This window comes from Nocardiopsis moroccensis (assembly GCF_055763695.1).
In genome coordinates this window covers 2,798,795-2,812,621 of record NZ_CP199747.1, presented here as the reverse complement: position 1 = coordinate 2,812,621, position 13,827 = coordinate 2,798,795, and the positions used below count along the sequence as shown (strand labels likewise).

The window sequence follows — 13,827 nt, the reverse complement described above, 5'->3', positions numbered from 1 at the left end:
TCTGTTCCCCGGAGCCCGTCCGGAGCGGCTGCCTCCCTCGGGGTGGCGGACGGGTGGTTAGCATGACACCGGCACCGGCCCCCGACACCGGGACCAGGGCAGCCGCGCGGGTGTGTGGCCGGCGCGCGGGCCGGGCGCCGTGGACCGGAAGGTGTTCCCGTGGACCAGCAGACAGCGTATCGGCGCAGGTGGGGCGGGTTGGCGGTGCTCGTCATCTGCCTGTTGGTGATCGTGGCCGACAACACCATCCTCAACGTAGCGCTGCGCACCCTCTCCGATCCGGTCCTCGGCCTGGGCGCCAGCCAGTCGCAGCTCGCATGGGCGATCAACTCCTACACGCTGGTCTTCGCGGGGCTGCTGTTCACCTTCGGTGTGCTCGGCGACCGGTGGGGCAGACGCCGGCTGCTCGTGGCCGGGCTGGTGGTGTTCGGCGCGGCCTCGGCGCTGTCGGCCTACTCGCAGAGCCCCGAACAGCTCGTCTGGGCGCGTGCCGTGATGGGTTTCGGCGCCTCCATGGTGATGCCGCAGACCCTGTCGGTGATCACCAACGTGTTCCCGCCGGAGGAACGCGGGCGGGCGATCGGGCTGTGGGCCGGCGCGGTCGGCCTGGCGATGGCGATCGGCCCGTCAGCGGGCGGGCTGCTGCTGGAGAACTTCTGGTGGGGTTCGATCTTCCTGGTCAACGTGCCCTTCGTGATCGTCGGCCTGGCGCTGATGTACCTCCTCATCCCCGAGTCCAGGGACGAGGACGCCGGGCGCCCCGACGTGGTCGGCGTCCTGCTCTCCATCCCGGGGCTGGTGCTGATCATCTACGGGATCATCACGGCGGGGGAGCGGGCCTCGCTGTCCGACTGGGACGTGTTCGGCTCGCTGCTGCTGGGGGTGGCGGTGCTCGTGCTGTTCCTGGTCCACGAGTCGCGTACCCCGAACCCCTCGCTGGACGTGCGCTTCTTCCGCGACCCCCGGTTCAGCGTCTCCATCGCCACGATCATGGTGTTGTTCTTCAGCATGGCCGGGATCATCTTCTTCCTCAGCTTCTACTGGCAGAGCGTGCGTGAGTTCTCCCCGTTCTTCGCGGGCCTGCTGGTCCTGCCCGCCGCGCTGGGCCAGATGATCTTCGCCCCGCTCAGCCCCACCCTGGTGCGCCTGCTCGGCCCGCGCACGCTCGCTGCGGCGGGGGTCGTCGCTGTCTGCTGCAGCTTCGTCTTCTACACGCAGATCGCGGTGGACACCCCGCTGCCGCTCATCATCGGGTTCTTCTTCCTCCAGACCTCGGCGATGGCGGTGGTGCTCACCCCGGCCACCGACGCGATCATGTCGTCGGTCCCGTCGGGCAAGGCCGGAGCCGCCTCGGCGGTCCAGAACACGGTCCGCCAGGTCGCCACCGCCATGGGCGTGGCGGTTCTGGGGGCGGTGATCTCCTTCCACTACCGGGCGGGGATCGCGCCCACCCTGCGCACCGTGGCGGAGGAGTCCGAGGACGTGGGCCCGGGGGAGCTGCGCTCGGCCGGTGAGTCGATCGAGGGCACCATGGCGCTGGCCCGGAGGCTGGGGGCGGAGGGAGAGGCCCTGGTCGCCCCGGCCAAGGAGGCGTTCCTGGCGGGGCTGCACCTGGCGGCGCTGGTCTCGCTGTGCTTCGGTGTGGTCGGGCTGGTCGTGGTGCTGGTGTGGATGCCCCGGGACGCCGCTGTCCACCGGCCGGATCGGGGGAGCCGCGAGGCCGAGGGGAGCGGGTCGGAGCGCCCCACGGGCTAGGCGCTCTCTGCGTTCGGTCAGGGGCCGGACGTTCTGCCGTTGACCGGGGCCGGACGTTCTACCGTCGGTCCGCCTGACGAACACGGTCTGGGAAGGGTGAGCGCCACGACTGCCCGAAACCGCTGTCTCCCCGTGATCTTGCTACCAGGGGCAAGTTCGGCGCCGAACTTGCCCCTGGTAGCAAGATCACCTTCGAACAGGGGGCCGTGACAGCTCCAGGTGTCGACCGCCGGGCTGGGGACATCCGGAGCCGGGGCCGGGGTCGGGCGCAGGACCTACCATGGGTCCATGCGCCTGACCGCCTTCACCGACGTCTCCCTGCGCCTGGTCATGCGGCTCGCGGTGGCGGGGGAGGGCGAACTCCTCACTACCCGCACCGCCGCCGGGATGCTCGCCGTGCCCTACACCCACATGGCCAAGGCCGTGGCGCGGCTGGCGGAGATGGGGCTGGTGGAGGCGCGGCGGGGCCGCGGCGGCGGGCTGCTGCTGACCGAGGCGGGACGGCGCTCCTCGGTGGGGGCGATCGTCCGCGAACTGGAGGGGGCCGGGGACCTGGCCGGGTGCGAGGACGACCCGCCCTGCCCGCTGCGCGCGGCCTGTCGGCTGCGCGGTGCGCTGGCCCAGGCCCGGGAGGCCTTCTACGTGTCCCTGGACGGGGTGAGTGTGGAGTCCCTGGTGTCCCCGCCCGCGCGGCAGACCCTCATCGTGCTCGGTGAGGACGCCCCTCCGGCCTGACCGCTGCCTGCCGCTGTCTGCCGCTGTCTGAACGCGCCCTGACTGCCGGAGTGCTCGCCCTGGCAGGGGCGGGGTCTCCCCCTCTGGTGTCCCGAATGATCTGCTGACCTGCCCTTTCGCGTTTGAGCCCACCCCGGTGCGGGGATCTCGGGCCTCGGTTTTAATATGCATTTCATATACCAATTATCTGACACGGGCCCCGCCCCGACGAAGGAGGAAGCGTGCTCTCCACCGAGTCCGCAGCCACGATCCGCGCCACCATCCCCGCCGTCGCGGGTGCGCTGGAGGCCATCACCGCCCGGTTCTACGACACGATGCTCGGCGAGCACCCCGAGCTCCTGGACGGGCTGTTCAACCGGGGCAACCAGGCCAGCGGCGAACAGCGCAGAGCCCTGGCCGGATCCATCGCAGGCTTCGCCACCGCCCTCCTGGAGCACCCGGACGAGCGCCCCGACGCCCTGCTGTCGCGCATCGCGCACAAGCACGTCTCCCTCGGCATCACCGAGGACCAGTACGTGATCGTGCACAAGTACCTGTTCGCCGCGATCGCCGACACCCTGGGCGAGGCCGCCACCCCCGACGTCGTCGCGGCCTGGGACGAGGTCTACTGGCTGATGGCCGGAAGCCTCATCGCCATGGAGGCCCGCCTCTACCAGGAGTTCGGGACCACCGGCCGCGACGTGTGGCGCCCCTGGCGGGTGGCCGACCGCTCCGCGCAGACCCCCGACACCGTCTCCCTCACCCTGGAGCCCCGAGGCGACGAACCGGCACCCGGCTTCCGGCCCGGCCAGTACGTCAGCGTGCGCGTCCAACTGCCCGACGGCCTCCACCAGGCCCGCCAGTACTCCCTCTCCGGCTGGGACGGCAGCCGCCGCCGGATCACCGTCAAGCGGCTGCGCGCGGGCGAACACCCGGCCGGCGAGGTCTCCACCCTCCTGCACGACACCGCCGTCCCCGGCGACACCCTCATGGTGTCCACCCCCGCGGGCGACGTCACCCTGGCCGACGGCGACCACCCGCTCGTCCTGGCCTCGGCCGGGATCGGCTGCACCCCGATGGTCGCCATGCTCCAGCACCTGGCCGAACAGGGCAGCACCCGCCCGGTCCTGGTGCTGCACGCCGACCGCGGCCCCGAGGACCACGCCCACCGCGAGGAGATCGCCGCCCTGGTCGACCGGCTCCCCGGCGCCACCGCCCACACCTGGTACGAGAACTGCCAGGCGGGGTGCCCCGGGGACGACGGCACCGGCGGCGACCACCACGCCGGGACGATGGACCTGGACCGGGTCGAGGTGCCCGAGGGCGCCGAGGTGTACCTGTGCGGCCCGCTGCCGTTCATGCGCGACGTCCGGGCCCAGTTCCTGCGCGCGGGCGTGCCCGCCCGCTCGGTCCGCTACGAGGTCTTCGGCCCCGACCTGTGGCTCGGCGCCGACGACTGACCGCGTTCACCGGGGAGGGTTCGACGGGAACCGGCCGTTTTCCGGGGCGGCCGCCCTTCCGGGGGCTGTCCGCCGCTCGGCGAGTCGGCCGGTTCCGGCCCGAAAGCCTGCTGCCACAGGCGGTTGCTCCGGACATACTGGACAGCATGCAGGTCCACGATCCCTCCTCCCTCATCGGCCGTCAGCAGCAGCTGGACCAACTCCTGTCCGCGGCCCGGACCGCGAGGGAGGGGGCCCCGCAGACCACAGTGCTGTGTGCCGACGCCGGGATCGGCAAGACCAGGCTCATCACCGAGTACCTGGCCCGCACACCCCTGACCCGCACCGTTGTCGGCGGCTGTCTGGAACTGGGCACCGAGGGCATCGCCTACGCGCCCTTCACCACCGTCCTGCGCCACCTGGTCCGCGAGGGAGCCCCCGGCGGCACCGTTGGGGGAGAACTGGCCCGGCTGGTCCCCGGCCTGGGCCCGGCCCCGGAGGCCACCGAGGAGAGCCGCGCCCGCCTGTTCGAGGCGGTACTCACCTTCCTGGAGGAGCGTGCCCGACCTGAGGGCCTTGCCGTGGTCGTCGAGGACCTGCACTGGGCCGACGCCTCCACCCGCGACCTGCTCGTCTTCCTGCTGCGCAACCTGGAGGCGGCCCCCGTCCACCTCCTGATCAGCGTGCGCACCGACGACCTGCACCGCAGTCACCCGCTGCGGCGCCTGCTACCCGAAGTCGAACGCCTGCCCGGGGTCCGCCGTCTCGACCTGGGACCGTTCTCCCGGGACGAAGTGGCCGAACAGGCCGCCGCTCTGGGCCGACAGGCCGACCCCGACCTCCTGCACGCCCGCAGTGGCGGCAACCCGCTGTTCGTCGAGTCCCTACTCGCTGACCCCGGCCCCCTGGACACCGCTCTCCCTGACGGTCCACGCGAACTCCTGCTGCGCGGCGTCGACCCCCTGCCCGAGACCACCCGCGCCGTCCTGGGCCTGGCCTCGGCTGCCGGGGACCGGGTCGACCACAGCGTCCTCGCCGAGGTGGCCGAACACTCCGGGATCAGTGAGGGGGCACTCGACTCCGCCCTGCGTCCGGCTATCGATGCCAGGGTCCTGCGCGCCACCGAGGACGGTTACGTGTTCCGGCACGCCCTGCTCGCTGAAGCCGTCTACGCCGACCTGCTGCCCGGGGAACGCGTGCGAGTCCACCGCCGCTACGCCGACGTCCTCGAAAAGGGCGTCCCCGGCCGGGTCCCCGGTGAGACCGCCGCCCAGTTGGCCCGGCACGCCCACGCCGTGCACGACCACCCCAGGGCCCTGACCGCAGCCTGGACCGCAGCCGAGCACGCCGCCGTCACCGCAGCACACCCCGAGCACCTGGACCTGCTCGAACGGGTGCTGGAGCTCTGGGAGCTGGTGCCCGACGCCGCCGACCGCCTCGGTCTGCCCCACGGCGAGATCCTGCGCCGCGCCTGCACGGCCGCGCACGTCTTCGGCAGCCCCCGCCGCGCCGTCGCGCACGCCACCGCCGGACTGCGCGCCACTGATCCGGCCACCGCACCCGACCTCACCGGCGAACTCCTCATGGCCCGTGGCCGGGCCCGCAGCGATCAGGGCCGGGTTGACGCCCTGGAGGACCTGAGGGCCGCCGCCGAACACCTGCGCCACGACCACCTCCGGCGGCCCGTACTGGACGCCGCCAGCGCCACCGTCCTGATGCGGCTGGGACGCGAGGAGGAGTCCGAACAGGTGGCCCGGGCGGCGCTCGCGGCGGCTCAGCGGACGGGCGACCAGGTCAATGAGGTGGACGCGCTGATGACCCTGGCCAACCTGCTCGGTGAGACCTCGGGGATCGGACAGGACCCGGCCGGTGGCCGAGGAGCCGGTGGTGGGTCCGGGATCGGTGTGGAGAGGAACGAGGAACCCGGTGCGGGGAAGGCCGTCGCCGCGATGCTGCACCGGGCGATCGACCTCGCCCAGCGCACCGGGCAGGTGCGCATGGAGGTGCGCGCCTGGCGCAACCTGGCCGCTCACCTGGATCAGGAACTGCGGTTGGCGGAGGCCTACCGTGCGGCCCAGCGAGGGGTGGAGCGCTGCGCCGAGCTCGGGGTCTCCCGTAGCCAGGGGGTCGGCTGCGGAGCGACGATGGCGGCCCTGCTCACCGACATGGGGCGGCTCGACGAGGCCGAGGCTCTGCTCGCCCGGCTGCCGCGCGGTGAGTCACGCCAGGAGGCCCACCGGCTGAACCTGATGGCCCAGTTCTGCGCGCTCCAGGGGCGTTGGGCACAGGCGGAGCAGGCGCTGGAGGCGTTCACCCGGATTATGCCCCGGGACGTCTCCTCCCCGGTCGAGTACCTCAACCACTACTACGCCCGGTCCCACCTGTTGATCTTCCGGGGTGAGTTGGTTGAGTCCGCCCGAGAGGTCGAACGCGCCCACGACGACATCGGCATGCTGGAGCCCGGCCGGTTCCCCCTCGACGGGCTCGCCATGGTCGGCGTACTGGTGTTCCGGCTCCGGCGTCAGCGTGACCCCGAAGGGCTCCGGATGGCCGAGAAGCTCGCTGCTCACCTACGGGCCAATCTGGACCACGATCAAGGGCGTATCTCTCCCATGGGGTGTCTGGGCCGCAGGGTGCTTGTGGGTTTCTTGTCCGAGGACCCTGCGGAGATGCTGGAGCACCTGGTCGGGGCAGCGGAGACCGCCGAACGCGCCGGATACCGGGGATTCCAGTTGCGGTCTCTGATGGGAGCCTTCCACGCCGCCCTCGACCTGGGCGACCACGGCCGGGCCCGGGCGCTGCTGGAACGCTACGAGACCTCCCTCGGCCCGGGGACCGCATGGAACTTCGATCAGGAAGCCGGGTGGATGCGCACGGACCTGAAGGAGGCCGTCACTGTCCCGGCGACCCTCCCCGACGGACTGACCCGGCGGGAGCTGGAGGTGCTGGCGCAGGTGGCCAAGGGGTTGAGCAACCGCGAGATCGGCCAGGTCCTGTTCATCTCCGCCAAGACGGTGAGCGTGCACCTGAGCAACCTGATGGGCAAGCTCGGGGTCGGCAACCGCACCGCCGCCGCGGCCAAGGGGCGTGAGCTGGGCCTGGTCTGAGCGCGGGCCGGGGACCCGGGCCGGGGCGGGAGAGGTCAGACGGGGTGGCCGGCGCGGGCGGTGCGGGTTCGGGCGGCGCGGGTGTGCTGTTCGTGGGCGCGGTAGTAGGTGCGCACGAGGTCGACTCGGCCAGCGGCAGCGGAGGATTCCGGCACGGGCGTGTGGCCGTGGGAGACGCGGAAGGTGGGCAACAGCGCCCGGGGCGTGTCCGGGGCCGGGTGCGTGGTCCGGGGGTCGGCCGGGAGCGGGGTCGGGTGTTGGACGTCGACGGGACGGCGGGGGCGGGGGATGAACGGGCCGGCCTGGTCCGGGGCCTGGGCGGTGACCTGCTTGGGTCCGGTGTTGCTCGCGGTGCTCGCGCTCTGGATGGGGCTGGTGCGCGGCACGGTGCCGTCCGGGCGGCTGGGGATGTGCTCGGGCAGGGTGTAGCGGCGGACCCGGCGGGAGCGGCGCCGGTACTCGGCGGCCAAGGTGCGCAGGTAGCCGGAGGGGTCGGCGTGCAGCCCGCCACAGGGGCGGAGCAGGCGCACCAGGGTGCACAAAGCGGCGGTAACGTACGTCATGGCAAGTGGTTCCTTCACTTGTCCGGGCCCGGGGTGTTGGTAGCACCGCCGGGCCGCTTCGGTTGTCAGGCCCCTGCATGTCTGTGCGGGGCGGGCCTCCGGTTGCCGGGGGGCGAGGGGCTGTCCGGGGGTGTTCCCGGATCAGCGGGGTGTTTCAGTCAGAGGTCAGGGCCTGCGGGGCAGGGGCGGGACGAACCCGGCGAATTCCTCGACCACTTCGTGTACCAGGCGGCGGACCTGGGACCGGGGGACGTAGCGCCAGGTACGGCCGTCCCGGGACTGGTAGACCCAGTGGCTGCGGTCCTTCAGCCCCAGGGCGACATTGCCCAGGTAGGCGGGGCCGACCAGCGCGCGTTCGAGGTCAGCGCCCCGGGTCCAGGGGAAGCGCCGCCATTCGACGGTGAAGGTCAGCCCCCGCATCTCATGGAAGGCCTGCAGGGCCTCCGCCCGAGGGTCGGTGTTCTGGCTCTGAGTGGTCCGGGTGGTCTGCGTCTGCCGCTGTCCGAAAACGTCCATGACCACATGCTGAGCCCAACGACTTTTGTCGCCTAGGGCATGACAATGTTTCTCAGTAGACACTCCTCACCCGTGTTGAAAGTGTGTGATCCTGTGTCATGTGAATGACTTTCAAAGAGAGCTTCGTCGTTTGCGTAAACAGAACGGTCTCACGCAAGCGCAGGTCGCCAGCCATGTCGGCTACGTTCCCTCAGCCGCTTCTAACTGGGAAAACGGTCGAACGACACCAGATGAGGAAACTGCGAAAAAACTGGACGAACTTCTTGGAGCGCGGGGCGGTCTGCTCCGGGTTCTTCAGGACGTGACACAGACTTCGGGTGCACCTCCGTGGTTGCGTGATGATGATCAGCTATCTCGACAAGCTGTGACGATCGAGGTCGTCACACCCGTGTTGGTCCCCGCGATTCTGGAGTCGCCGCTGTACGCGCGTTATGCCTTGGCGGAGGGCAGGCCATCTGACCCCATGGGGGTCATCGATGAACTGGTAAAAATCCGTTGCTCGCAGCTGTCCCGTTTGGACCCGGGACTGAGAGTGTTCGCGACCTTCCCTGAGGTGGGCCTTACGGGGGTTCCAGCTACTGCGAGGAAAGAACAGGCGGCTCACCTGTTAGACCTGGTGTCGACCGACCGGGTAAGGGTCAACATGGTTCCGACCAACAGCATCCTTGCTGGAGTGACGTCGCCCTTCCAGATCTACAAGCTGAGGGACGGCTCCCGGGTGGCGACTTCGGAGCATACGAACGGGAGTATCGTGGTGAACGAAGCCCGTGGTGTTCAGCGGTTGCAAGACCTCGCGCGCACCGCTCTAGGTAGTGCCCTCCCCGTAGACGACACCCTTCGCAGACTGAAGGAGATCAGTGATGAGTGACTGGCACAGGTCGACGTACTCCCAGAACGGGGGGCAGTGCGTGGAGGTCGCTGTCGTTCCCGGTCACGAGGTGGTTGTGGAGAACAAGAGCGCTGATGGCGAGGTCTTCGTCGTCCGTGACTCGAAGAACCCTGATGCCGCGCCGTTGGTCTTCACTCGTGCTGAGTGGGATGCCTTCGTTGAGGGTGTCAAGGATGGGGAGTTCGACGCCGAGCGCCTGCTCTCCGCCCTGGTCAGCTGACCCCCGACCTCCCCCTTCAAGGGTCCACCTCCGCCCGGTGGGCCCTTTCTCCTGTCCCGGCCCGGGTGATGTGAGGACAAGCGAGCACGGGGACCACTGACCACCCGACCCAGGGCGGCGAGGGCTGTCGCAGACCCGGCGAACCGGCCGGTTCCGGCCCGAAATCCGGCTGCCGGACCGGGATCAGCCGGACATACTTGGCCGTATGCAGGTCCACGATCCTCTCCCCGCCCTCGTCGGCCGTCAGCAGCACCTCGACCGCCTCCTCTCCGACGCCACTCGAGCGCGCACGGGCGAATCCAGGGCGGTCCTGCTCTGCGGCGACGCCGGGATCGGCAAGTCCCGGCTCCTGGAGGAGTACCTGGACCGCACGCCGCTGCGGCAGGCGGCCCTGGGCGGCTGCTTGGAACTGGGCACCGAGGGCATCGCCTTCGCCCCCTTCACCGCACTCCTGCGCCAACTCGCCCGCGCTGACGGCGGCGCCGCAGAGCCCGGCGGTGAACTCGCCCGCCTCCTCCCCGGTCCCGGTCGAGAATCCACCCCGGCCCCGGGAACCGACGACAACGGCCGGGCCCGCCTGTTCGAGGCGGTCCTGACCTTCCTGGAGGAACGGGCTGCCCCCGGCGGGCTCAGCCTGGTCGTCGAGGACCTGCACTGGTCGGACGCCTCCACCCGCGACCTCCTGGTCTTCCTGCTGCGCAACCTCGGCGCCGCCCCGGTCCACCTGGTGGTCTCGGTGCGTACCGACGACCTGCACCGCACCCACCCGCTGCGGCCCCTGCTCCCGGAGCTGGAACGGCTGTCCCGGGTGACGCGCCTCGACCTCGAACCGCTCTCCAGGGAGGCCGTCGCCGAACAGGCCGCCGCCCTGCGCGGCACCGCCCTGGACCCGGCCGCCCTGGACCTGCTCGTCGAACGCAGCGGCGGCAACCCCCTGTTCGTCGAGTCCTTCCTCACCGTGCCGGACGGCGGCACGGTGCCCGACGGCCCGCGCGAACTCCTCATGCGCCGCGTCGACCCCCTCACCGCCACCGCCCGCAAGGTCCTGGGCCTGGCCGCGGTGGCCGGGGACCGCGTCGACCACGGCCTGCTCGCCGAGGTGGCCGAGGCCTCGGGGATCGGCGAGGACGACCTGGACGAGGCACTCCGCGAATCCGTCGACGCCCAGGTGCTGCGCGCCACGGACACCGGATACGTGTTCCGGCACGCCCTGCTCGCCGAGGCCGTCAAGGGCGACCTGCTGCCCGGACAGCGGGTACGCGCCCACCGCCGCTACGCCCAGGCCCTGGACGCCGGGGTCCCGGGCCTGCCCCGTGCCGGGACCGTCGCCCGGCTCGCCCACCACGCCTACGCCGCGCACGACCATCCGCGCGCGCTCACCGCCGCCTGGGAGGCGGCCGGGCACGCCGCCGTCACCGCGGCCCACCCCGAGCACCTGGAGCTGCTCGAACGGGTCCTGGAGCTGTGGGAGCTGGTGCCCGACGCCGCCGACCGGCTGGGGCTCTCCCATGGCGAACTCCTGTTGCGGGTCAGCCTGGCCGCGCAGATCGCGGGCGGTCTGCGCCGGTCGGTCGAGCACGCCACCGAGGCCCTGGCCGACCTCGACCCGGAGGCGGTCCCCGAGCTGACCGCCCGTCTGCTGGTGGCCCGCGCCCTGGCCTACAAGGACCTGGGCCGCCTCTCCGCGCTGGACGACCTGCGCACCGCCGCCGGACTCCTGCCCGAGGGCCACCCCGAACGGGCCGCGGTGAGCGCCACCACCGGTTCGGTGCTGATGCTGCGGGGCCGCGACGCCGAGGCGGAGCAGGTCTCCCGCGCCGCCATCGAGGAGGCCCGCGCCTGCGGCGACCGGGCCAGCGAGGCCGACGCGCTCATCACCCTGGGCAGCCTGCTCGACGTCACCGGCTCCGAGGAGCCCCTGGAGATGCTGCGCGAGGGCATTCGGATCGCCCGGGAGCTGGGCGAGGTCCAGGTGGAGATGCGCGGACTCAACAACCTGGGCAGCAACCACGCCAGCCGGTTCGAGTTCGAGGAGTGGCTGGCCTGCGCGCAGGAGGCACTGGACCGCTGCGCCGAACTCGGACTGCTGCGTACCCAGGGCGCCGGGTACGTCAACGGGATGGCCAGCGCCCTCGACAGTCTGGGTCGGTTCGACCAGGCCCGGGCGAAACTGCTCGCGGCCCCCGCCGCACAGGACCTCGTCGGCGGGCGCCGACAGGCCCTGCTCGCCCAACTCGCAGCCTTGGAGGGCGAGTGGGAGGCCAGTCGGCGCGCACTGGAGGAGTTCGCCCGGCTGCTGCCCCGGGACACCACGTCCTCGGTGGAGTACATGCCGGAGTACCACACGCGGATCCTTCTGCTGCTGCACGGACCGGGCGACCGGCTGGCCGAGGCGGCCCGGCTGGTGCTCGCGGGGGAGGCCGACATCGGCATGCTCTCCCAGGTCCGGTTCAGCGCCGGCGGACTGCCCACCATGGCGAGGGTGGCCTGGCGGCTGCGGCGGCGGGCCGCCCCCGGGGACCGCGAGCTCGCCGAGGAGCTGGCCGGGGTCCTGCTGGGGCTGCTGGCGCGCGAGGACTGGCCGGTATCCCCGATGGGGGAGCTGGCACGCCACGCCGGCAGGGGCTTCCTGGAGGAGGACCCCGCCCGGGCCCTGGCCCACTGGGACCGGGCACTGCCGCTGGCCGCCAGGGCCAAGGGCACCGTTCGGAGTGAATGCCTCTACGGGGCCTTCTGGGCCGCCCACGGGGCGGGTGAGGCGGAGCGCGCCCGCGCACTGCTGGACCAGGCCGAGGCACTGCTCACCGAGCTCGACGTCCACGTCGTCCGTCAGGAGGTGGCACAGATGCGTGAGGTTCTCCCTGCCGACCCGGTGCCGAAGGCCACTGCCGTGCTGCCCGCCGGACTGACCCGGCGCGAACTGGAGGTCCTGGCCGAGGTGGCCGAGGGCCTGTCCAACCGGGAGGTGGGCCAGGCGCTGTTCATCTCCGCGAAGACGGTGAGCGTGCACCTGAGCAACCTGATGGGCAAGCTCGGGGTCGGCAACCGGACCGCCGCCGTCGCCAGGGCCCGCGAGCTCGGGCTGGTGTAGCCCTCGGACCGGCGGCTCCCGGCCCGCCGGGCAGCGGCCCGGCGGGCCGGAAGGACAGGGGGCCGGCCCGCTCCCCGGGGCTAGAGCGTGGGCAGGTACCGCTGCAGCTCGTAGGGGGTGACCTGGCGGCGGTAGGAGTTCCACTCCGCCTTCTTGTTGCGCAGGAAGAAGTCGAACACGTGCTCGCCCAGGGTCTCGGCGACCAGCTCGCTGTTCTCCATCAGGCGCAGGGCCTCGTCCAGGCTCTGCGGCAGCGGCTTGATGCCCAGCGCGCGCCGCTCGGCGTCGGTCAGCGCCCACACGTCGTCCTCGGCGCCCGGGGGCAGCTCGTAGCCCTCCTCGATGCCCTTGAGGCCGGCGGCCAGGATCACCGCGTAGGCCAGGTACGGGTTGGCGGCGCTGTCCAGCGAACGGATCTCGATCCGGCTGGAGTTCGACTTGCCGGGCTTGTACATCGGCACCCGGACCAGCGCGGACCGGTTGTTGTGGCCCCAGCAGATGTAGGCGGGGGCCTCACCGCCCATGCCCGCAGAGGCGGCCGGGTCGTCCCAGATGCGCTTGTAGGAGTTCACCCACTGGTTGGTGACGGCGGCGATCTCGTCGGCGTGCCGCAGCAGGCCCGCGATGAACCCGCGTCCCACCTTGGACAGCTGGTACTCGGCGCCGGGCTCGTAGAAGGCGTTGCGGTCGCCCTCGAACAGCGACAGGTGGGTGTGCATGCCCGACCCGGGGTACTGGGTGAAGGGCTTGGGCATGAACGTCGCGTACACGCCCTGCTCCATCGCCACCTCCTTCATCACGAGCCGGAAGGTCATGATGTTGTCGGCGGTGGTGAGCGCGTCCGCGTAGCGCAGGTCGATCTCCTGCTGACCGGGGCCGCCCTCGTGGTGGCTGAACTCCACCGAGATGCCCATGGCCTCGAGCATGTTGATCGCGTTGCGCCGGAAGTCGTGCGCACTGTTGTGCGGTGTGTGGTCGAAGTAGCCGCCCGAGTCGTTCGGCTCGGGGAACTCGCCGTGCTCGGGGAACTTCTTCAGCAGGTAGAACTCGATCTCGGGGTGCGTGTAGAACGTGAACCCGAGGTCGGAGGCCCGGCTGAGCTGCCGCTTGAGCACGTGCCGGGGGTCCGCGGGGGAGGGGGAGCCGTCGGGCATCAGGATGTCGCAGTACATCCGCGCGGTGCCGTGCGGCTCGTTGCGCCAGGGCAGCACCTGGAAGGTGGAGGGGTCGGGCTGGGCGAGCATGTCGGCCTCGTAGACCCGGGCGAACCCCTCGATGGCCGAACCGTCGAACCCGATGCCCTCGGAGAAGGCCGCCTCCAGTTCGGCGGGCGCCACCGCCACGGACTTGAGGTACCCGAGCACGTCGGTGAACCACAGCCGCACGAACCGGATGTCGCGCTCCTCCAACGTGCGGAGCACGAATTCCTGCTGTCGATTCACGATCAACCTTCCTCGATGCCGGTCGGTCCCGGTCCCGGTCCACGCTCTGCGGGGCCAAGCCGGACACGTTGTCCCAGGACCAGTCTGCCGT

The 13,827-nt window shown here is 71.3% G+C and carries 10 protein-coding genes; 7 read left to right on the top strand and 3 right to left on the bottom strand.

The features are described from left to right. The first annotated feature begins 159 nt into the window (after nt 1–159). From ACUKCB_RS12460 to ACUKCB_RS12445, 4 genes are all read left to right on the top strand, one after another. Complete coding sequence (locus ACUKCB_RS12460) at nt 160–1,755, top strand: MFS transporter (protein ID WP_473040659.1); 1,596 nt, start codon at nt 160–162, stop codon at nt 1,753–1,755. Nucleotides 1,756–2,043: 288 nt separating this feature from the next. Then, complete coding sequence (locus ACUKCB_RS12455) at nt 2,044–2,490, top strand: RrF2 family transcriptional regulator (protein WP_473040658.1); 447 nt, start codon at nt 2,044–2,046, stop codon at nt 2,488–2,490. A gap of 221 nt (nt 2,491–2,711) precedes the next feature. Then, entirely contained in the window at nt 2,712–3,929 is a 1,218-nt protein-coding gene (locus tag ACUKCB_RS12450; protein WP_473040657.1) for a globin domain-containing protein, read from the top strand. A 146-nt stretch (nt 3,930–4,075) separates the two neighbouring features. After that, a complete protein-coding gene (locus ACUKCB_RS12445; protein ID WP_473040656.1) occupies nt 4,076–7,015 on the top strand; it encodes a helix-turn-helix transcriptional regulator in 2,940 nt (979 codons plus the stop codon). 35 nt (nt 7,016–7,050) lie between these two features. Here the strand turns inward: ACUKCB_RS12445 and ACUKCB_RS12440 are convergent, their stop codons facing one another. Further along, nucleotides 7,051–7,578: a hypothetical protein gene (locus tag ACUKCB_RS12440; protein ID WP_473040655.1), complete on the bottom strand. Its 528-nt coding sequence runs from the start codon at nt 7,576–7,578 to the stop codon at nt 7,051–7,053. Between the two features lie 165 nt (nt 7,579–7,743). Continuing rightward, on the bottom strand, nt 7,744–8,094 hold the full coding sequence (locus tag ACUKCB_RS12435) for a hypothetical protein (protein WP_473040654.1): 351 nt from the start codon (nt 8,092–8,094) through the stop codon (nt 7,744–7,746). Nucleotides 8,095–8,179: 85 nt separating this feature from the next. Here ACUKCB_RS12435 and ACUKCB_RS12430 point away from each other — a divergent pair, with 85 nt between their 5' ends. The 3 genes from ACUKCB_RS12430 (at nt 8,180) to ACUKCB_RS12420 (ending at nt 12,294) form a co-directional block, all read left to right on the top strand. After that, the gene (locus ACUKCB_RS12430) at nt 8,180–8,962 is read left to right on the top strand and encodes a Scr1 family TA system antitoxin-like transcriptional regulator (RefSeq protein ID WP_473040653.1); all 783 of its coding nucleotides are present in this window, start codon (nt 8,180–8,182) and stop codon (nt 8,960–8,962) included. Beyond that, nucleotides 8,955–9,203, top strand: a complete 249-nt coding sequence (locus tag ACUKCB_RS12425; RefSeq protein WP_473040652.1) for a DUF397 domain-containing protein — start codon at nt 8,955–8,957, stop codon at nt 9,201–9,203. The genes ACUKCB_RS12430 and ACUKCB_RS12425 overlap by 8 nt, the downstream gene beginning before the upstream one ends. A gap of 205 nt (nt 9,204–9,408) precedes the next feature. Next, complete coding sequence (locus ACUKCB_RS12420; RefSeq protein ID WP_473040651.1) at nt 9,409–12,294, top strand: helix-turn-helix transcriptional regulator; 2,886 nt, start codon at nt 9,409–9,411, stop codon at nt 12,292–12,294. Between the two features lie 80 nt (nt 12,295–12,374). Here the strand turns inward: ACUKCB_RS12420 and ACUKCB_RS12415 are convergent, their stop codons facing one another. Beyond that, nucleotides 12,375–13,736, bottom strand: coding sequence for a glutamine synthetase family protein (locus tag ACUKCB_RS12415; protein WP_191273394.1), 1,362 nt, complete (start codon nt 13,734–13,736; stop codon nt 12,375–12,377). Nucleotides 13,737–13,827 lie beyond the last annotated feature (91 nt).